The 19,073-nt window shown below is 34.0% G+C and carries 19 protein-coding genes; 8 read left to right on the forward strand and 11 right to left on the reverse strand.

The features are described 5' to 3' along the window. The first annotated feature begins 86 nt into the window (after nt 1–86). Nucleotides 87–2,033, forward strand: a complete 1,947-nt coding sequence (locus tag AAYQ19_RS17910; protein WP_343538136.1) for a sialate O-acetylesterase — start codon at nt 87–89, stop codon at nt 2,031–2,033. Between the two features lie 114 nt (nt 2,034–2,147). Continuing rightward, complete coding sequence (locus tag AAYQ19_RS17915; RefSeq protein WP_343538138.1) at nt 2,148–4,556, forward strand: glycoside hydrolase family 95 protein; 2,409 nt, start codon at nt 2,148–2,150, stop codon at nt 4,554–4,556. A gap of 299 nt (nt 4,557–4,855) precedes the next feature. Here the strand turns inward: AAYQ19_RS17915 and AAYQ19_RS17920 are convergent, their stop codons facing one another. From AAYQ19_RS17920 to AAYQ19_RS17930, 3 genes are all read right to left on the reverse strand, one after another. Next, the gene (locus AAYQ19_RS17920; RefSeq protein ID WP_343538139.1) at nt 4,856–5,530 is read right to left on the reverse strand and encodes a hypothetical protein; all 675 of its coding nucleotides are present in this window, start codon (nt 5,528–5,530) and stop codon (nt 4,856–4,858) included. A gap of 7 nt (nt 5,531–5,537) precedes the next feature. Next, complete coding sequence (locus AAYQ19_RS17925) at nt 5,538–6,524, reverse strand: alpha/beta fold hydrolase (RefSeq protein ID WP_343538141.1); 987 nt, start codon at nt 6,522–6,524, stop codon at nt 5,538–5,540. 189 nt (nt 6,525–6,713) lie between these two features. After that, a complete protein-coding gene (locus tag AAYQ19_RS17930; protein WP_343538143.1) occupies nt 6,714–7,814 on the reverse strand; it encodes a helix-turn-helix domain-containing protein in 1,101 nt (366 codons plus the stop codon). A 199-nt stretch (nt 7,815–8,013) separates the two neighbouring features. Here AAYQ19_RS17930 and AAYQ19_RS17935 point away from each other — a divergent pair, with 199 nt between their 5' ends. Together AAYQ19_RS17935 and AAYQ19_RS17940 are read left to right on the forward strand one after the other, a co-directional pair. Next, nucleotides 8,014–8,472, forward strand: coding sequence for a Panacea domain-containing protein (locus AAYQ19_RS17935; protein ID WP_343538146.1), 459 nt, complete (start codon nt 8,014–8,016; stop codon nt 8,470–8,472). A gap of 1 nt (nt 8,473) precedes the next feature. Then, the gene (locus AAYQ19_RS17940; RefSeq protein WP_343538148.1) at nt 8,474–8,833 is read left to right on the forward strand and encodes a hypothetical protein; all 360 of its coding nucleotides are present in this window, start codon (nt 8,474–8,476) and stop codon (nt 8,831–8,833) included. Between the two features lie 10 nt (nt 8,834–8,843). Here the strand turns inward: AAYQ19_RS17940 and AAYQ19_RS17945 are convergent, their stop codons facing one another. Continuing rightward, nucleotides 8,844–9,386 carry a CvpA family protein gene (locus AAYQ19_RS17945; protein ID WP_343538149.1) on the reverse strand — a complete coding sequence of 181 codons (543 nt, stop codon included), beginning with the start codon at nt 9,384–9,386 and terminating at the stop codon, nt 8,844–8,846. 201 nt (nt 9,387–9,587) lie between these two features. Between AAYQ19_RS17945 and AAYQ19_RS17950 the strand changes: the two genes are divergently transcribed. The 3 genes from AAYQ19_RS17950 to AAYQ19_RS17960 all read left to right on the forward strand — a co-directional run bounded on the left by AAYQ19_RS17950 (nt 9,588) and on the right by AAYQ19_RS17960 (nt 11,586). After that, nucleotides 9,588–9,944 carry a hypothetical protein gene (locus AAYQ19_RS17950; RefSeq protein ID WP_343538151.1) on the forward strand — a complete coding sequence of 119 codons (357 nt, stop codon included), beginning with the start codon at nt 9,588–9,590 and terminating at the stop codon, nt 9,942–9,944. A gap of 133 nt (nt 9,945–10,077) precedes the next feature. Continuing rightward, nucleotides 10,078–11,097 (forward strand): phenylalanine--tRNA ligase subunit alpha, encoded by a 1,020-nt coding sequence (gene pheS / locus AAYQ19_RS17955; RefSeq protein WP_035652981.1) that lies wholly within the window; start codon nt 10,078–10,080, stop codon nt 11,095–11,097. An 81-nt stretch (nt 11,098–11,178) separates the two neighbouring features. Then, on the forward strand, nt 11,179–11,586 hold the full coding sequence (locus AAYQ19_RS17960; protein WP_343538156.1) for a hypothetical protein: 408 nt from the start codon (nt 11,179–11,181) through the stop codon (nt 11,584–11,586). Nucleotides 11,587–11,737: 151 nt separating this feature from the next. Here the strand turns inward: AAYQ19_RS17960 and AAYQ19_RS17965 are convergent, their stop codons facing one another. The 3 genes from AAYQ19_RS17965 to AAYQ19_RS17975 form a co-directional block, all read right to left on the reverse strand. Further along, entirely contained in the window at nt 11,738–12,733 is a 996-nt protein-coding gene (locus AAYQ19_RS17965) for an NAD(P)H-dependent glycerol-3-phosphate dehydrogenase (RefSeq protein WP_343538157.1), read from the reverse strand. A gap of 334 nt (nt 12,734–13,067) precedes the next feature. Beyond that, on the reverse strand, nt 13,068–14,225 hold the full coding sequence (locus AAYQ19_RS17970; protein WP_343538159.1) for an iron-containing alcohol dehydrogenase: 1,158 nt from the start codon (nt 14,223–14,225) through the stop codon (nt 13,068–13,070). A 182-nt stretch (nt 14,226–14,407) separates the two neighbouring features. Next, nucleotides 14,408–15,169, reverse strand: a complete 762-nt coding sequence (locus AAYQ19_RS17975) for a type 1 glutamine amidotransferase domain-containing protein (protein WP_343538161.1) — start codon at nt 15,167–15,169, stop codon at nt 14,408–14,410. Between the two features lie 85 nt (nt 15,170–15,254). Between AAYQ19_RS17975 and AAYQ19_RS17980 the strand changes: the two genes are divergently transcribed. Next, entirely contained in the window at nt 15,255–16,160 is a 906-nt protein-coding gene (locus AAYQ19_RS17980; protein WP_343538162.1) for a LysR family transcriptional regulator, read from the forward strand. A gap of 96 nt (nt 16,161–16,256) precedes the next feature. On the opposite strand, the gene nadD is transcribed toward AAYQ19_RS17980, so the two are convergent. The 4 genes from nadD to AAYQ19_RS18000 form a co-directional block, all read right to left on the reverse strand. Further along, nucleotides 16,257–16,838: a nicotinate (nicotinamide) nucleotide adenylyltransferase gene (nadD, locus tag AAYQ19_RS17985; protein ID WP_343538163.1), complete on the reverse strand. Its 582-nt coding sequence runs from the start codon at nt 16,836–16,838 to the stop codon at nt 16,257–16,259. A 110-nt stretch (nt 16,839–16,948) separates the two neighbouring features. Beyond that, nucleotides 16,949–17,521 carry a guanylate kinase gene (gene gmk / locus AAYQ19_RS17990; protein ID WP_343538164.1) on the reverse strand — a complete coding sequence of 191 codons (573 nt, stop codon included), beginning with the start codon at nt 17,519–17,521 and terminating at the stop codon, nt 16,949–16,951. A gap of 15 nt (nt 17,522–17,536) precedes the next feature. Continuing rightward, a complete protein-coding gene (locus tag AAYQ19_RS17995) occupies nt 17,537–18,142 on the reverse strand; it encodes a hypothetical protein (RefSeq protein WP_343538165.1) in 606 nt (201 codons plus the stop codon). A gap of 2 nt (nt 18,143–18,144) precedes the next feature. Next, a complete protein-coding gene (locus AAYQ19_RS18000; protein ID WP_343538167.1) occupies nt 18,145–19,005 on the reverse strand; it encodes a YicC/YloC family endoribonuclease in 861 nt (286 codons plus the stop codon). Between the last annotated feature and the right edge of the window lie 68 nt (nt 19,006–19,073).

Genomic DNA, 19,073 nt, shown 5'->3' on the forward strand with positions numbered 1-19,073 from the left:
GATATAAGTTAAAATAAGTTTTCATACATTGGGGCTTAAATTTACTTATATCACTTTTGTCGTTTTAACTATCTAAAATTAAAATAATGAAAAAATATTTAGCCTTACTCTTTTTGCTTTTTGCTTTGATTTCCAATGCAAATGTCAAAATGCCGTTGCTGTTTTCAGACGGAATGGTTTTGCAACGAAACAAAGCAATTCCGGTTTGGGGTTTCGCTGACGCCAATGAAAAAGTAGAAATTCATTTTAACAAACAAATCAAAAAAACACAAGCTGATAAAAACGGAAAATGGACTGTAAATTTAGATGCTGAAAAAGCTGGTGGGCCTTTTGAATTACAAATTATCGGAAAAAATAAAATTACGATTAAAAATGTTTTGGTTGGTGAAGTTTGGATTTGCAGCGGACAATCAAATATGGAATTTCAGGTTTTCAAAACGATGAATGCTGATAAAGAAATGAACAATGCCGATTATCCGATGATTCGTCATTTTGGTGTTGCGCAAGATTTAAGCGGAAAACCAAAAGACGATTTAAAAGCTGGGAAATGGGAAGTTTCAAGCAAAGAAACTGTTGGAAATTTCACTGCTGTTGGATTTTATTTTGCACGAAAATTATATTCAGAATTAAAAATTCCAATTGGAATTATCAATACATCTTGGGGTGGAACCAATGTCGAAACCTGGACAAGTCGTGAAGCTTTTCAAAATAGTGCTGAATTCAAAAATATGATTGCCGATGTTCCGGTAATGAATGTCGATTCTATTTCTGTTTTATACGCAAAGCGAATGAAAGAAAGAGTCGAAAAAATTCAAGGAACTTCGGTAAGTACTGCAAATGAAAATACGTTCAAAGATTTTTCTTTTGATGATACTTCTTGGGGTGAATTAAATACGCCAAGTTTATGGGAAAACCAACCTTTAGGCGATTTAGATGGTGTGGTTTGGATGCGAAAAACCATTACGCTTTCTGCAGAAGATATTAAAAACAAAGCCATTTTAAGTTTGGCAAAAATTGACGACGAAGATATTACTTATGTAAACGGAGTTGAAGTGGGTAAAAACACGCTTTACGATGTGAGAAGGATTTATCAAGTTCCAGACGGAATTTTAAAAGAAGGTAAAAATGTCATTGCAGTCAGAATTGTTGATAATACTGGAGGTGGCGGAATTTATGGAGAAGCCGAAGATTTAAAACTAACTGTAGGAAGCAAAGTTATTCCGCTTGACGGGAAATGGAAATTTAGAGTAATTGTGGTAAAAACATCTTTATCGCCAAACAGTTATCCGTCATTATTGTACAATGCAATGGTGAATCCGTTGGTTCCTTATGCAATCGAAGGCGTTTTGTGGTATCAGGGTGAAGCAAATGTTTGGAGAGCAAATCAATACAAAAAAGCTTTTCCTTTGATGATTACAGATTGGAGAAATAAATTCAAACAAAGTGATTTCCCTTTTTATTTCGTGCAATTATCCACTTTTGATGAAACGGGAGGAAACAGCAAAAAAGGAAGTCGTTGGGCAGAACTTCGTGAAGCACAATCTGAAACTTTAAAATTGAAAAATACAGGAATGGCCGTTACCACAGATATTGGAAATGCAAAAGACATTCATCCAACCAATAAACAAGATGTTGGTTTGCGTTTGGCGGCAATTGCACTAAACAATGTTTATGGCAAAAAACAAGTTTTCAGTGGGCCAACTTATAAATCTCAAGAAATAAAAGGAAATCAGATTATTTTAACTTTCGATAATATTGGTAGTGGATTATCAACGCCAAATAACGATGAATTAAAAGGCTTTGAAATCGCCGGCGCCGACAAAGTTTTTCATTCGGCGAAAGCCATAGTAAAAGACAACAAAGTAATTGTTTCAAGCGATCAAGTTCAAAATCCAGTTGCTGTGCATTACGGTTGGGCGGATGACGACACGCAGATTAATCTTTATAATAAAGAAAAATTCCCTGCATCGCCGTTTAGAACTGATAATTGGGAAATGATTACGGCAAACGAATTTTATAAGGTAAGTAAATAGTGAAATGTAAAATGTTCCGGTCAGAGCAAAATATCGGCAGCAACAGATTTTAATCCGTTGAAAATAGGAACATCAGATTGTTTAAATTAGCATCAAATAAAAAAATAACCGCCCATGAATTCAAATTTCATAAGAAAAACATTTTTCATCTTACTTCTCACCTTTTATGGAGTAAACATTTCAGCACAATCGAATCATGTTTTATGGTACAAACAACCTGCAGAATTTTTTGAAGAAAGCTTAGTTTTAGGAAATGGAAAAATGGGGGCAACGGTTTATGGAGGCGTAAATTCCGAGAAAATTGATCTGAATGATATTACGCTTTGGTCAGGTGAGCCTGTAAACGCTAATATGAATCCGGAAGCGTACAAAAATATTCCAGCGATTCGTGAAGCATTGAAAAATGAAAACTATAAACTTGCTGAGGAGTTAAATAAAAAAGTTCAGGGGAAAAATTCTGAAAAATATGCCCCTCTAGGAACTTTAGAAATTAATAATTCTGAAAAAGGAAAAGCAACGAATTATCATAGGGAACTTGACCTGTCAAATGCAATTTCAAAAGTAAGTTACGAATTGGATGGAGTTAAATACACGAGAGAATATTTTGTATCGGCACCAGACCAAATTATGATTATTAAATTGACAAGCAGTGAAAAAGGAGCTTTGAATTTTGATGTTAGTTTAAAAAGTCTGCTAAATTCAGAAGTGGTAGTCAGAAACAATATGCTGATGTTGAATGGTGCTGCGCCAATTAATGAACAAGCGGGTTATGTTGCTCCTTCAAAATATTTACAAATAAAAGAAAGAGGTACAAAATTTACGGCTTTACTTCAAATCAAAAAAACAGATGGACAATTAACGAGTGTTGGTTCGACGTTGACGGTTAAAAATGCATCTGAAGTTTATATTTATGTTTCAACGGCGACGAGTTTCAATGGATTTGATCGAAATCCAGCGACAGAAGGTATTGATGATATCGCTCTCGCAGTACAAAACTTAAATAAGGCCGTTGCAAAATCATTCGATAAATTAAAAGAAAATCACATCGCTGATTATCAGAAATTCTACAATCGCGTCGATTTGAATTTAGGAAAAACCACTGCACCAGATTTACCAACAGACGAACGATTATTACGCTACGCTGATGGAAAAGAAGACAAAAATCTGGAAATCCTTTATTTTAATTTCGGACGTTATTTATTGATTAGTTCTTCAAGAACAATTGGTGTTCCTGCGAACTTGCAAGGGATTTGGAATCCGTATGTGAATCCGCCTTGGAGCAGTAATTATACCATGAATATTAATTTGGAAGAAAATTACTGGCTGGCAGAAAATACCAATCTTTCAGAAATGCATTTGCCTTTGTTGAGTTTTATAAAAAACCTTTCGGTAACAGGAAAAGTGACGGCAAAGACTTTTTACGGTATTAATGAAGGTTGGGCTGCGGCGCATAATTCAGATATTTGGGCCATGACAAATCCGGTTGGGCAATTTGGAAAAGAGGAACCAATGTGGGCGTGCTGGCCAATGGCAGGTGCGTGGCTGAGTACGCATATTTGGGAACATTATACCTTCACTCAAGATGTTTCTTATCTAAAAAAAGAAGGTTATCCATTAATGAAAGGTGCAGCCGAATTTTGCTTAGGCTGGTTGGTAACTGATAAAAACGGAAATTTAATTACTTCACCTTCAACATCACCAGAAAATCAATATAAACTGGCTGATGGTTTTGTTGGCGCGACACTTTATGGAGGAACAGCTGATTTGGCAATGATTCGTGAATGTTTTGATAAAACCATAAAAGCATCAAAAGTCCTGAATACAGATGCTGCTTTCAGAGATAAATTAGAAAAAGCATTAGCTAAACTTCGTCCCTATCAAATTGGCAAAAAAGGAAATCTTCAAGAATGGTATTTTGATTGGGATGATTTGGATGCAAAGCACCGCCACCAATCGCATTTATTCGGACTTTTTCCGGGAAATCATATTACACCATTAAAAACACCAGATTTGGCCGAAGCTTCGAGAAAAACGCTTGAAATAAAAGGCGATGAAACAACAGGCTGGTCAAAAGGTTGGAGAATCAATCTTTGGGCAAGGCTTTGGGATGGAAATCGCGCTTATAAAATGTATCGCGAGTTATTGCGCTACGTAGATCCAGACAAAAAGAAAACCGATAAACCAAGACGAGGAGGAGGAACATACCCGAATTTATTCGACGCACATCCTCCGTTTCAAATTGATGGAAATTTTGGTGGTGCCGCAGCAGTTGCTGAAATGTTGGTACAATCTGATGAAAATGAAATTCGTTTGCTTCCTGCTTTGCCAGATGCTTGGGAAGAAGGCTCTGTAAAAGGAATTTGTGCCAGAGGCGGATTTGAAATTGAAATGAATTGGGCGAATAAAATGATTCAAAAACTGATAATTTCATCTAAAATTGGAGGAAAAACAACGTTGATTTTTGGCGATAAAAAACAGGAAATTGTTTTGAAAAAAGGAGAAAAGAAAGAATTAAGCTGGTAATTTTAAATCTTGCTTCTGAAAACGAATGTCGCCCTGAGCGAAGTCGAAGGCTAGATTTACGTTAAAGGACTTCGACTCCGATCAGCCTGACAACGCATAGTAAACCCGACAGGTTTTTAAAACCTGTCGGGTTTATCTTTATCTGTAAAATTTTAACACATAGTAACATAGTTTTCTTGCGTCTAAAAAAAGGCATTTCATTTGTTTTAATAAACATAGCTATGTGTGAAAATATAATTTTCCTAAGCTTTCTAGGAATACATAAAATAAAAATTCTATGTCTCTATGTGTTTAAAATATCAATCCAATTTATAACTATATCCAATCTGCAAATAAAACGGAATCAGTGGTTCTGTTTTAAAATCTTCTGTAATTACTTTTCCGGCTCTTAAAGTCAAATCGCTTTTGATAAAAGAATAACCGCCTTGAATTCCGAAATTGACATTTCCTCCTGTTGTGGGTTCAAACCAGCCGTTTTTAACATCGGGGTAAACCTCTTTATAAATTTCGCTGTGTTTAAAATGCGTTACAATGGCTTGGTCAAAACCAAATTCTCCAGCAACAAACCATTTTGGCTTATAATAACCAATTGTCGTTGAAGCATCGGTACCAAAATTCTGCAATGTCACAAGCGGATTTGCATAACGCCTATAAATGGCGTGAATGGCTGCATTAAAACGAAAATCTTGAATTTGATATAAACTAATTTGTGCACCAATTTTGGTTTTAAAATCATCAAAAACAACTTCGCCAGAGGCAATTGAAAAGGAACTTTCCAAAATAATCGGCAATTTGGTTTTTAGATGATAACCGTAACCTAAGCCATAAACAAAACTGTATTCCCAGCCTGTATTTGCATTTAAAATGTGTTTTTCTTCAGGTTTTAGATTTTGCCAATTGAGGGTTTGAGATTGTAAAATGTTAGATGTGAAAAGTGAAATCAGAAAAGTGATAAAGACTATTATTGCTTTCATGGTTGTATTATTTTAGGTTATTTAAATAATTCAACACTAGCGGATGCACATTTTCCCATTTGAAATAAATCATTTCATGGCCAGTTCCTTTCACTTCGGCGATTTCTGAATTTGGAAAATAAGCGGCTTCTTTCTGGGCAAAACTCAAACCATAGGATTCGTTCAATTCTCCATACAAAAACAAAACTTTTGTATGATATTGATTAAGATTTGTGGTAAAATCAAAACCATCATTTTCGGCAATATTAGTAAAACTTTCCAAAACAGTTGTTCCAATTCTCCAAAATGGTGAAGGTCCGGGAATGCCTTCTTTATTTCCTTTGGCATAGGAAAAACTGGAAGAAATACCATATTTATAATCGAGAATTTCATGTTGATTTTCTTTTCCCGTTAAAAATTGATCAACATATAACAGATTGCTGGTCACTTCAGAAAAGATGTTGATTTTTCGGCTCATTTCGCCGTAGTCATCTAAAAGTTGTTTGTTGAGTCCGCCCGGTTCTGCGAGAATCAATCCATCGATTTTATCGGGATATGAATTGACGTAAGCCGTTCCTAACATGGCACCCCAAGAATGTCCGAAAAGGAAAACTTTTTGATTGGCAGAAGTGCGGTAGTATTTAATAACTTCCGTAAGATCATCTAAAACCAATTGAATCGAATAACTGTTTTTGTCGTGCCTTTTTGATAATCCAGAGCCACGTTGATCATAAAAAATGACATAATAACCTTCGTTGGCAAGTTGCTGTACATTTAATCCGTTTCGATAATCAGAACCGGGACCGCCGTGCAGAAAGACCAACATCGGGTTATTTGAATTTCCGAATGTTTCTGCGTGCAATTGTGTTCCGTTTACAAAAATGGATGGAAGCGATGCATCTTGATCGACCGTTTTTGGAACTAAGTTTCCGACTCCGTCAATTTCATTATCATTTTCACATCCAAGAAAAAAGAAAATTGAAATTAAAGCCGAATATAACATCTTATTTTTCATTGCATAATTTTTAAAAGTTTATGCAAAGATGTTGTTCAGACTAATGGTAATCGCCCCAACTTGTAAGGTGGGTCTTTTTTTTAAAGAGGCTAAGGTACTAAGTTTTTTCTGCCACAGATTTATAAGATTAAAAATGATTAAAAAAAAATCTGTTTAAATCTGCTAAATCTGCGAGAAACAAAAAAAAACTTACCTCAAATACTCAGAAGGAGAAAGCCCAGTCGCTTTTTTGAAATTTCGATTGAACGCGGTTTTCGAATTAAAGCCGCATTCAAAAGCAATCGAAAGCAAAGTGAATTTTTCGTTTTCGGGCAAAAGAATCAGTTTTTTAAATTCATCTACTCGTTGCGAATTGATATAATCGTAAAAGTTTTTTCCTTCGGCCGAATTGATAACCTGAGAAAGAACATTAGAATGAATATTTAGCTTTTGCGATAAGTCAGCTAAAGTCAAATCTGGATTTTTATACAGTTTTTCATCCACCATAATTTCGGTCAATTTTTGATGAAGAAGATTCAGATCGGAATTGGTTAAAGCTGATTTTTCGTATTTGATTTTTTCAGAAGAATTAGGTGTTTCGGTATTTTCACCAGAAGAAATTTCAGCAATTTTGTTTTCAGAAAGAGTTTGATTTGTAAAAATCCCAACTTGTTTGATCCCGAAATATCCAATGAAAATAACGTAAAAAACCACAAACGTAAAAATGTATTCGTCATTAAATAAAATAACAACAATCCAAATAATACTAGAACCCAAAATCAAATATTGAAGCCAGCGCAGATTGATTTTTTCGGTAGAAGAAAATGCTTCTGAAATGTTTTTTCGATGTTTTGAAAGTTTTCGAAGCGAAAGCAAAGCATACGATATTCCTGAAATTAAAATGGCACTGTATAAAATCAGAATTATATTTTCATAACCTTTTCCTTCATTCTGAAAAACGTTTAATTTTTCTTCGAAAGAAAGACTGAAAAACGGAATCAGAATTACAAAAGCCAAAACAAAAGGCAAAAAATGCAAAAGATTGAATTTCCTGTTCTGATTTTGATTTGTCAAAGCCGAAGTGTACAAAAACAAAAACGGACCTTGAAGCAAAGGCATCGGAAGCTCAAAGCCTAATAAATATGGAAACGAAGCAAAGTCTTTTTTATAGTGCAGATAATACAAAAACAAATGAAATCCGGTAAAAAATAGCCAAAATGCTAGAATTTTATCAGCTTCGCTTTTGTCTTTTTTGCTTGCTAGAATAACAACCAGAAAAAAGGTAATTATTATGCCAATCAAGTACAACATACGGTTTTGATTTTTGGTTAAATCGGTTGTTGAAAATAGAAGGCAAGATAATTTATTTTGATCAATTTTTTATAGCTGGTTTATTGCTAAAAAGTAAAGTTTTTAAAGTAAAATCATTCATTTACACTAGAATAACTTTTCTGAAATTTTGATGGGAAATTATTTTAAGTAACTTTGGAAAAACAATAATTCTAAGACAATGGCTTATAATCCTACGACAGTAGCGAATTATTTTATTGGGAAATATTCCAAAACAGGAAATTTGACGCCGATGAAAATAATTAAACTGACCTACATTGCTTATGGCTGGTATCTTGCGCTTACGAATAAAGAAGAACGATTAATTGACGAAAAACCGATTGCCTGGGATTTTGGGCCCGTTTTTCCGTCCTTATATTACAGCATCAAGCAATACAAAAAGAATATTATTACAGAACGAATTCCAAATCCGGTTAAAAATGAAAAAATTTCGACCGATGATGAGAAATTTTTGGACAAAATCTGGGATTTATATGGAAGATTTGACGGAATTTATTTGAGCGCTTTAACGCATGCAGAAGGCGCACCTTGGACGAAAGTCTATCAAAAAGACACGAATGCCGTGATTTCTGACGATGATATTTACGACCATTACAAAACCAAACTTAAACCGATTTAAGATGGCCCTAGATCTTAACCGAATTTCAATTGACAGTTATTCAGCCCTAACTCCCGAAGATTTAACCAATGCCAGAACCCAAAATCAGATTTTGGAAGATCGTTTGGGAAATGCTAAAGTGGGCCGATTTTTAGAAGACACAAAGTTGAGAAGACATCTGACTTATATTTTCTCGTTTATCATTTTTTTGTGGCTGGCTTCGGTAATTTCGATTTTATATTTTAATGGACATTTGCTGCATCTTAATCTTTCTGAAAATGTTTTGATCACTTTGCTGACAACATCATCTGTAAATGTAATTGGAATGATGCTGATTATTTTGAAGAATTTATTTCCAAAACCAATCGGTGATTCCGAATAAAATTTTACAATTATTCTTTTTCAGTTTCTGAGTTTTCAGGCTTTTTTGTGTGATCTTTTTTGAAAGAATCGTACCATTTTTCAATAGAAGGATATACAAAAGCAGCAACTTTTTTCACCGGATTATAAAAAATCGATTTGTCTAAAGTTTCTTGTTTGGCGAAAGTATTATTGAAGTTTATTTTTTCGAACAAAGCAATAAAAATGCTCAAGATCAAAATGGTTTTTAAAACTCTGAAAAACCCGCCACCAAGTTTATTCATCCAACCCAACATGGCAAAATCTGCGATTCCGGTCAATATTTTGGCTAGAAAATAAACGCCAATTACGACCAAAATAAAAGTCAGGATAAAAGCCGTAATCTGAATATTTGTCGGGTTCCAAGAAACATGTTTTGAGATCATTCCGGTCATTAAAGATGAAAATTTAATTGCCAGATAAATTCCTAATAGCAACGAAATAAAAGAAGCCACTTCTACAAAAAGTCCGTTTTTAATACCCTTATACAAACTATATCCTAAAAGTGCGCCAACAATAATATCAAAAAAACTCATGTTTTGGTTTTGTGTTAAAATGAGGCGCAAAGATAGGTCTTTTTTTAGGTTCAAAGTAGCAAAGTAACAAAGGGACAAAGGTTTTATCTTGTAGGTGTTTAATATTTTTAGGCGCATTGAATTTGAAGTGCGTATCTTTGCGAACTAAAATTTATGTTTTGAAATTTATAATTTACAATTCATAATTCACAATTATAAAAAATGTCCAGAGATACACAACTTAAAGAGCGATGGGAAAAGCTCGTTGATATACTTTCAAATCAGTTTTCGCAAGGTGAAGATTTAGATTTGGATGCCATAATTTACCTTATTGGCGTTCAGGAATACGGAAAAGTACACCGCGAATACAAAAAAGATGAAAAACTGAATTTAATGCACATCGCAATCTGCCGATTGTTAGAGCCTTACGGATTTTACGAATTCGAATATTTTGACGAAGAAGGATGGCCACATTATAAAGTAAAAGAACAATTACCATCATTAAAAGCAGGAGAACAATCTGTATTGATGAAAGAAGCAATTGTAAGTTATTTTTTAGAAAGAAAGCTGATTGACTAAAAATTTCAGATTTAAGGGTGTAGATTTTAGATTTTGGAACGAATTTCTTCTTGACTTTTGAAATACTTCTCGCATCTCACTGGTCACATCTCACTTTTTTATTTAAATTTGTATTCTCAAGAACCGAAGGAAAATGATAGACAAGATAAAAGTACATATAGAGGAAGCAAAAGCCTTTAATGAGAAAAATAAAGAATCTTTAGAACAATTCCGAATTAAATATTTAGGAAGTAAGGGGTTATTAAAAGAACTTTTTACTGAGTTTAAAAATATTCCAAATGATCAGAAAAAAGATTTTGGACAAGTAATCAATACCTTAAAAGCTGTTGCTGAAGAAAAAGTTAGAGTTATTCAGGAAGAGCTTGAAAGCAAAGAAGAAGTTAAAGGTGCATTTGGTGATTTGACTCGTGCTGCTGAGCCAGTAATCGTAGGATCTCGTCACCCTATTTCAATTGTTAAAAATCAGATTATAGATATTTTTGCTAATATCGGATTCAACGTTTCTGAAGGTCCAGAAATTGAAGACGATTGGCATAACTTTACTGCATTGAACTTGCCAGAATACCATCCGGCGCGTGATATGCAGGATACATTTTTCATTCAAACAAATCCTGATGTGTTATTGCGTACGCATACATCATCGGTTCAGGTGCGTTACATGGAAAATCATAAGCCGCCAATCCGTACGATTTCTCCTGGACGTGTTTTCCGTAATGAAGCAATTTCATCTCGTTCACACTGTATTTTCCATCAAGTGGAAGGATTGTACATTGACAAAGATGTTTCTTTCGCCGATTTGAAGCAAACATTGCTTTATTTCACAAAAGAAATGTTCGGAAAATCAAAAATCCGTCTTCGCCCTTCTTATTTCCCATTTACAGAGCCAAGTGCTGAGATTGATATCTATTGGGGATTAAAAACAGAAACCGATTACAGAATCACAAAAGGAACAGGTTGGTTAGAAATTGGAGGTTGCGGAATGGTAGATCCAAACGTTCTTAAAAATTGTGATATCAACCCAGATGAATACAACGGATTTGCTTTCGGAATGGGAGTAGAGCGTATCGCAATGCTTTTATACCAAATTGGAGATATTCGTATGTTCTATGAAAACGATGTTCGTTTCTTAGAGCAGTTCAAATCAAATATTTAAAAAAAAAGTTATTTAATGAATAGTGATTAGTGAGAAGCTTTCTTTCTAATCACTATTTACTTTTTACTAATTACTAAAAAAATGAAAAAAGATATAGTAATTCCAGAAGTTGAAAACGTATTTCTTGCCGCAGTGCAGGAATGGAGCGACGATTTTATGGAAAAAGTGTGGTACGCTTATTTAGTTAATGACAGTGATTTTAACTTAGACAGCGTAATGGTAGTTTCGAAAGCATTTGGAACTATTGATGGCGAAATGAAAAAAACTTCGATTTTACGCCATGCTTTTGTTGAAGTGCCTTCTGTTTCTGTTGTAAAGATAGAATTAGTAGAGAAAAGCCTTTTAGCGCTTAATAACGAGTTTATGGTGACTTTCTTCATCGGAAATACTTTGTACGATAAGAAATTCATTTTTAAAGCCAATTCAATCAATGAAAATGACACAGAAGAAGTGCCGATTTTGTTTGTTGAAGGGATAATGGTGAAGTAGATTTTTAAGAAGAAAGAAGCAAGAGGAAAGACTTTTAGAAATAGAATAAAACAGAAAGAGCCAAGACTGAATTTCAGTTTGGCTCTTTTTTTATTTCATTACAATAGAAAATCTTTCCTCTTGCTTCTTTCTTTATATTTGGTCTAAAAGATTAATCCAAAGACTCCGTCAATTTTTTGAAAACCGTTTTAGCATCTTTTCCATCATACAAAACAGCGTAGACAGCGTCAATAATTGGCGTTTTAGCACCGTAACCTTGATTTAGTTTATACGCGCTTTTTGTTGCATAATAACCTTCGGCAACCATGCTCATTTCCATCATAGCGCTTTTTACAGTGTATCCTTTTCCAATCATATTTCCGAACATTCTATTTCTTGAGAAAACGGAATATCCTGTAACTAATAAATCGCCCAAATAAGCAGAATCATTAATGTTACGTTTCATTTTATGCACTTTTCTGATGAATTTCTTCATCTCGCGAATCGCATTACTCATTAAAACTGATTGGAAGTTGTCGCCATAACCTAAACCATGAGCAATTCCGGCAGCAATAGAATAAATGTTTTTCAGCATTGCAGCATATTCAGTTCCGATAATATCGTCTGAGATTTTTGCTTTGATGTAGTTTCCAGAAAGAGATTTTGCAACATTGCACGCTTTTTCAGGATCACCACAAGCAATTGTCAAATACGAAAGTCTTTCAAGAGCAACTTCCTCTGCGTGGCAAGGCCCAGTAATTACACCAATATTGTAATATGGAATATCATATTGAATATGGAAATGCTCTCCAACAATTAAGCTTGTTTCAGGAACGATACCCTTAATTGCCGAGAAAATAATTTTATTTGACAAAGAAACCGTCATGTTTTTCATTTCGGCATCTAAAAAAGCAGATGGGATAGCGAAGATCAAATAATCTGCATATTCAATTGCTTCATTGATATTGTTGGTCAATTTAAGTTTTTTGGTGTCAAATTCCACCGAACTTAAATAGTTTGGGTTGTGTTTGTATTTCTGAATGTGCTCTATTGCAGCGTCATTGCGCATATACCACGCAATTTCAGATTGATTAACGCATAACATTTTTGCAATTGCCGTTGCCCAGCTTCCTCCTCCAATTACTGCAAATTTCAAATTTTCGCTCATTATTTTAATAATTTAAAACAAAAGTACTTAATAATGTGCTAATAAAGCAAAATCTCATTTAAGAAATTTGTAAAACTCCCTTAAAAACAGCGGTTTTCAGGAGGTTAGAAAAAGAAATAAAAAAATATTTTGCGTTACACACAATAAAATTACAAACCCGACGTTGTAACTGATTATAAATTAAAATTTTAATGAATTTAATAAAAATTGAGTTAGTTAGTTTTGTTTTAGTATTGTGAAAAGGCGTTCCTAAATAGTTTAAGAACGCCTTTTTTATTAAATTCCAATTTAATTGAGAAAAGGATTTATATAAGATTGGAATTTGGAATTTTATTTAGTATGAAAGTTCAACAATTGACTTCACTTTGTCTAAAGTAACCAATTGATTTTCGCCTAAACCTTTCCAGCCTCTTTCATCAAAACGTTTTATGATAAAATCTGCTGTTTCGGCGTAGTCATTTGTGTATTGCGAAAGTTTAGTGTCCATTCCCATTGTGTGGAAAAATTCAACTGTTTTATTGATGGCTTCTTTTGCCACTTCTTCATCTGAACCTGTTAAGTTGAAGATTCTTCTTCCGTATTGAGCCAATTTGCCTTTTTTGGTTTCAAACATTACTTTGTATAAGCTTGGACCAATAATAGCCAAAGTTCTGGCATGATCAATTTCGTAAAGTGCTGTCAATTCATGGCCGATCATGTGCGTTGCCCAATCACTCGGAACACCTTTTTGAATCAATCCATTTAAAGCCATTGTACAGCTCCACATAAAGTTGGAAGCCAAAGTATAATCAGTTGGGTTTTTGACAACACCTGGACCAACTTCAATTAGAGTTTGTAAAATTCCCTCAGCAATTCGGTCTTGTAGAAAAGCATCGTGCGGGTATGTCAAGTATTGCTCCATAACATGTGTGTAAGCATCTACGACTCCATTTTCGATTTGTCTTTTTGGCAAAGAGGAAATTACTGTTGGGTCACAAATAGAAAATTTAGGAAATAAAGCACTTCCGCCAGAAGCTAGTTTTTCTTGAGTTGCTTCTATGGTTACCACATATCCCGAATTCATTTCGCTTCCTGTTGCCGGAAGCGTCAAAATGGTTCCGAAAGGCATTGCATTTTCTTTAATCAAGATTCTTTTTTGAAGAATATCCATCGGGTTTCCTTCAAAATTTACTGCAGCAGAAATAAATTTCACGCCGTCGATAACAGAGCCTCCACCGACAGCAAGAATAAAGTCTATTTTTTCTGCTTTAATCACATCAACAGCTTTCATCAAAGTTTCAAATCTTGGATTTGGCTCAATTCCGCCAAATTCTACGATTTCAAAACCTTTCAAATTTTGGATTACTTGATCGTAAATTCCATTTTTGAAAATACTTCCACCACCATAAGCCAATAGAATTTTAGCATCTTTTGGCACTAACGTCGAAAGTTTTTCAATTTGTCCTTTTCCGAAAATTAAATTCGTCGGATTGTATAATTCAAAGTTTAGCATTTTTTTTAAGGTTCTAAGATGCTAAGCTACTAAGGTTCTGAGTTTTTTTTCTTTGAACTTAATTAGAAGACTTAGCATGGTTGTTTTTAATTTTTTTATTCAATTAGTAAGTGGGCATGAAGCGTTCAGTTGCCAAGATCAAAAGCTTAGAACCTTAGCAACTTAGAACCTCAGTCCCTTTTTTACTTAATTTTTTGCAATAACTTTCCAGCTACCAATTTAGATGATGCTGGGTTTTGGCCTGTAATTAAAAGTCCGTCTTCAACTGCATAAGGTTGCCAGTTTGGTCCTTTAGAGAAAATTCCGCCGTTTGAAGCTAAAGCATCTTCTAATAAAAACGGAACTACTTTTGTCAAACCAACTGCTTCTTCCTCTTCATTTGTAAAACCTGTGATCTTTTTGCCTTTCACTAAATATTGACCGTTTACTTTTACGTTTTTCAAAACTGCTGGGGCGTGACAAACAAAAGCTACTGGTTTGTTATGCGTATAAAATGATTCGATCAATGCGATTGAACTTTGGTCCTGAACCAAATCCCAAAGCGGACCGTGACCTCCCGGATAAAATACAGCATCATAATCTTTTTGATTAACGGTCGAAAGTTTCAATGTATGTTTTAATTTTTCTTGTAAAACTTTATCTGCGTCAAAACGTTTTGTGTCTTCGGTTGCTGATGAAGGATCAGCACTTTTTGGGTCAATAGGCGGCTGACCTCCAAGTGGAGATGCAATTGTGATTTCAACACCTTGATCTAATAATTCGTAATATGGTGCAGCAAATTCTTCAGACCAAAATCCTGTTTTTTCTCCTGTGTTGCCCAGTTTATCATTGCTGGTCACAACAAATAATACTTTTTTCATACTTTTTTTATTTGATTTTTGAGCCAAAGCTGATGTGCTAACAGCTGCAAATGCAATTATTGCGAGTAATGCTATTTTCTTCATAAGATTAAATTTTCAACAAATTTACGGCTTAGATGATATCAGTAAAAATAAAATAAACTATGTTTGTTATAAATAAATTTATGTCATGGTCAATTTAGAATGGTACAGAACATTTAAAGCGGTTTATAAAAACGGAAATTTTTCAGTTGCCGCCAAAGAGTTATATATGAGCCAGCCAGCTGTTAGTCAGCAAATTTCTATGCTTGAAGCTCATGTTGGAAATAAATTATTTATTAGGAAGTCAAAGGGCGTTGAACCAACAGAATATGCTAAGTTACTGAATAATTTGATTATAGATGCGCTTGAACGTCTTGAAAATGTGGAAACTAGCTTTAGGACAAAAGCTGAAGATGCTAATCGACTGATATCAGTCGGGATTTCAAAGCATCTTTTCGATTGTATTGGCGATCTTTTGATTTCTAAATTCGATTTAATCGATTTTACTTTTGCCGAAAATGACGAACTTTTTGCATTGGTAGATGCCAAAAAACTTGATTTTGCTATTACGACAAAAAGATTTGATACGTTTGATACGACTTATGAAATTGTTGGAAAAATCAAATTGATTCTCGTTGCTCCAACAAGTTTGGATATAACAGAATTCCGCCAGCGATTAAAATCGGATAATTTTACGGAAATAGAGCAATGGTTGAACGGACAAAAATGGTACAGCCATGATGCGCGCATTCCGCATATAAAATTATTCTGGTTGCATGCTTTCAACAAAAAACGACCATCGATGGTTCCGAATTATATTATTCCTTCAGAATCAGAAATGCTTCGACTTTTAGCTAAACATGAAGGAATCGCTGCAACATGGAATTGCAATGCTCGAAAACTGATTAAAGAAGATAAATTACAATTGGTTTGGAACAGTTTTCATGTACCAGAAGAATTTGTTTATTTATTGGTGCCCAAAAACAATAATTTGAATTCGTTTTTTGAGATTATTGCCAAAGAATTGAAGCTGTTTTTTGGAAATAGAATGTAAGTTTTGTTTTATTCGTTTTAATTTGAATTGAAATCCCATTCGGCTCCGCTCGAGCTATTGATAAAAAAAGCCTGAATTTTAAATTCAGGCTTTTTTTTATTTCTTATAAAAATTATTATGATCGATATATTCCCAAACTTTTGGAGGAAGTAAAGGTTGTATATTTTTCCCTTCTTTGATATTGTTTCGAATAAAAGTCGAAGAAATTTCTACAATCGGTGCATCGATCACATGAATTTTTGGATGCGATTTTAATTCCGCATTTTCTGGTTCATCTGAAATTCTTGGGTACACATAAATATCATGGTTTTCTAGAATTGTATAATAGTTTCTCCATTTATGAAACGTTTTCAGATTGTCCTCACCCATAATTAACGAAAACTCATTGTTTGGATATTTTTCTTGTAAATGAGCGAGCGTGATAACCGTATAACTCGGTTGAGGTAATTTAAACTCGATATCAGACGGTTTTATTTTCGGATAATCTTCTGTTGCCAGAAAAACCATTTGCAAGCGTTGCTGATCGTCTAAAAGCGTTGCTTTTTTCTTCAATGGATTATGTGGAGTAACCACCATCCAAATTTGATCTAAACCGGCATATTCTGCCATATGATTGGCAATAATTAAATGACCAACGTGAATGGGATTATAAGTTCCGAAATAAAGACCTATTTTCATTTTGTACAGTTTCGTAGAGAGTCGCTAAGATAGCACAAAGATTCGCAGAGTTTAAAAAAAGCTTTGCGAATCTCGGTGTTTTTTTTGTGGGTATCTCTGTGGAATAAAAATTATTTACTTATGAAATCTTTCACTAACTGATGTGCTTCTTCTAAAGCTACAGGCAGATCATAATTTTTGATGATCACATCGAACTGAGGCGCTGTTGCCAATTCTACAGATGCTTTTGCAATACGCATATTGATTTTGTCATCACTTTCTGTAGAGCGTTCTTTTAGTCTTCGTTTCAATTCGTCAACACTTGGTGGTTTTACGAAAACCGCTAAAGTTTGTTCTGGAAATTTGTGTTTGATTCTTAATCCGCCTGCAACATCAATGTCAAAAATCACGTTTTTTCCTAAAGCCCAGATTCTTTCGATTTCTGATTTCAAAGTTCCGTAGAAGTTATCACGATAAACTTCTTCCCATTCCAAGAAATCCTCTGCTTTAATGTGCTTTTTGAATTCTTCCAACGAAATGAAATAATAATCCTTTCCGTGAACTTCTTCACCACGGGGGTCACGCGATGCTGCTGAGATTGAAAATTCCAGATTTAAGTCTTCTTGTCCTAATAAGTGTTTTACGATAGTTGTTTTTCCCGATCCTGATGGTGCCGAAAAAACAATTAATTTTCCTTTGTTCATTTTGTATGTGTGTGATCAGTCATTTTCAAGATTAAACTCTTTATTTATGACTGATAATAATTCATTGTATGCGATTAATTCATCAACTGTTGGATAATGTTTTAGATAAGATTCTGGATTGTCAAATTCAAAACTGTTTTTGATTTTTCCGTTTCTAATATAGATTTTGTATCCAACTCCATCTAAAATGTATTTCACATTTTTGACAATTCCTCGTTCACCTCTGTCGAAATCAATTTTAGGCTTGCCAAATTTGTATTTTATCTTTTCCATGTCAGGAAGAAATTCAATATTTGTAATAAGTAAATTAAGCCAAATTAATTCTGCATCTTTTGGTTTTAATTTTCCACTAGTTTCTTTTGGAAAACGGATCTCATCAATTTTAGTCACACTTTTGAAATTCTTAGAATACCAAAATTTATAAACAATCCACTCATTGTTCTCATTTTTAAACATTCTAAAAAAGACTATTTTATTTCCAATAGAATAATCTTTATAAATGCGAACCTCTTGTTGATACTGTAAAGAATCTGGTATTCTTAAAACTTTATTTAATTCAGATACTTCTTGACCAAAACAGTTGAATACAGTTAGAAAGAAGAAAATGTAATAAAATTTCATTTTTACAGTACATTCAATACCTGCTCCTTAATTTTCTCCAATTCATCCTTCATCATCACAACCAATTTTTGCATTTGCGCATGATTCGATTTCGATCCCATTGTGTTGATTTCGCGCCCCATTTCTTGTGTGATAAAACCAAGTTTTCTTCCATTAGCTTCAGTTCCGTTTAAAGTTTCAAGGAAATAATCCAAGTGATTCGTTAAACGAACTTTCTCTTCGGTGATATCTAATTTCTCTAAATAATAGATTAATTCTTGCTCAAAACGATTTTCATCAACATTAACCTGCAATTCTGAAATCGCAGCTTGTAAACGGTCTTTTATTGCTTGAATACGTTCAGAATCCAAAGCCAAAGTGTCATTCATATATTGACGAATGTTCGAAATTCGAAGGTTGAATTCTTTTTCTAGAGCTTCGCCTTCATCTTTTCTGAAGCCTAAAATATTTTGCAGCGCTTCATCTATGGCTGTCTGAATTTGATCCCAATCATTTTCATCAATTTCTTCGCGTTCTGTTTTTAATGTGTCAGGCATACGAACGGCCATTTTCATTAATTCAGTTACGTCGGCATCTGGATAAACTTCTTGCAATTGTGCGATATAATTTTTTACGACAGGAACATTTACTTTAGTTGAAGTCTGTTCAGCGGTACTTTCAATATAAATGCCGAAATCAATTTTTCCTCTTTCAAGTTTAGTCGAAATTAATGTTCGTAAACCTAATTCCATTTCACGGTAAAGTGACGGCATTCTCACATTCAAATCTAAACCTTTGCTGTTTAGCGATTTTACTTCAACCGTAATTTTTTTTGTAGGCAATTGCAAAGAAGCTTTGCCAAACCCTGTCATAGATTGTATCATATAATTGAGTATAAAGGCGCAAAGATAACTAAAAGTTTGCTGCTTTGTGTTGTAAATTGTTAATCAGT

The organism is Flavobacterium mesophilum, assembly GCF_039581405.1.
GTDB lineage: Bacteria > Bacteroidota > Bacteroidia > Flavobacteriales > Flavobacteriaceae > Flavobacterium.

Bases quoted from the DNA above. Each gene is read 5' to 3' on its own strand.
- AAYQ19_RS17970 (WP_343538159.1), bottom strand. From the start codon at position 14,225: ATGCTAAACTTTGAATTATACAATCCGACGAATTTAATTTTCGGAAAA.
- pheS (WP_035652981.1), top strand. From the start codon at position 10,078: ATGATAGACAAGATAAAAGTACATATAGAGGAAGCAAAAGCCTTTAAT.
- AAYQ19_RS17920 (WP_343538139.1), bottom strand. From the start codon at position 5,530: ATGAAAGCAATAATAGTCTTTATCACTTTTCTGATTTCACTTTTCACA.
- AAYQ19_RS17965 (WP_343538157.1), bottom strand. From the start codon at position 12,733: ATGAGCGAAAATTTGAAATTTGCAGTAATTGGAGGAGGAAGCTGGGCA.
- AAYQ19_RS17925 (WP_343538141.1), bottom strand. From the start codon at position 6,524: ATGAAAAATAAGATGTTATATTCGGCTTTAATTTCAATTTTCTTTTTT.
- nadD (WP_343538163.1), bottom strand. From the start codon at position 16,838: ATGAAAATAGGTCTTTATTTCGGAACTTATAATCCCATTCACGTTGGT.
- AAYQ19_RS17980 (WP_343538162.1), top strand. From the start codon at position 15,255: ATGGTCAATTTAGAATGGTACAGAACATTTAAAGCGGTTTATAAAAAC.
- AAYQ19_RS17940 (WP_343538148.1), top strand. From the start codon at position 8,474: ATGGCCCTAGATCTTAACCGAATTTCAATTGACAGTTATTCAGCCCTA.
- AAYQ19_RS17910 (WP_343538136.1), top strand. From the start codon at position 87: ATGAAAAAATATTTAGCCTTACTCTTTTTGCTTTTTGCTTTGATTTCC.
- AAYQ19_RS17935 (WP_343538146.1), top strand. From the start codon at position 8,014: ATGGCTTATAATCCTACGACAGTAGCGAATTATTTTATTGGGAAATAT.
- gmk (WP_343538164.1), bottom strand. From the start codon at position 17,521: ATGAACAAAGGAAAATTAATTGTTTTTTCGGCACCATCAGGATCGGGA.
- AAYQ19_RS17915 (WP_343538138.1), top strand. From the start codon at position 2,148: ATGAATTCAAATTTCATAAGAAAAACATTTTTCATCTTACTTCTCACC.
- AAYQ19_RS17930 (WP_343538143.1), bottom strand. From the start codon at position 7,814: ATGTTGTACTTGATTGGCATAATAATTACCTTTTTTCTGGTTGTTATT.
- AAYQ19_RS17960 (WP_343538156.1), top strand. From the start codon at position 11,179: ATGAAAAAAGATATAGTAATTCCAGAAGTTGAAAACGTATTTCTTGCC.
- AAYQ19_RS17995 (WP_343538165.1), bottom strand. From the start codon at position 18,142: ATGAAATTTTATTACATTTTCTTCTTTCTAACTGTATTCAACTGTTTT.
- AAYQ19_RS18000 (WP_343538167.1), bottom strand. From the start codon at position 19,005: ATGATACAATCTATGACAGGGTTTGGCAAAGCTTCTTTGCAATTGCCT.
- AAYQ19_RS17975 (WP_343538161.1), bottom strand. From the start codon at position 15,169: ATGAAGAAAATAGCATTACTCGCAATAATTGCATTTGCAGCTGTTAGC.
- AAYQ19_RS17950 (WP_343538151.1), top strand. From the start codon at position 9,588: ATGTCCAGAGATACACAACTTAAAGAGCGATGGGAAAAGCTCGTTGAT.
- AAYQ19_RS17945 (WP_343538149.1), bottom strand. From the start codon at position 9,386: ATGAGTTTTTTTGATATTATTGTTGGCGCACTTTTAGGATATAGTTTG.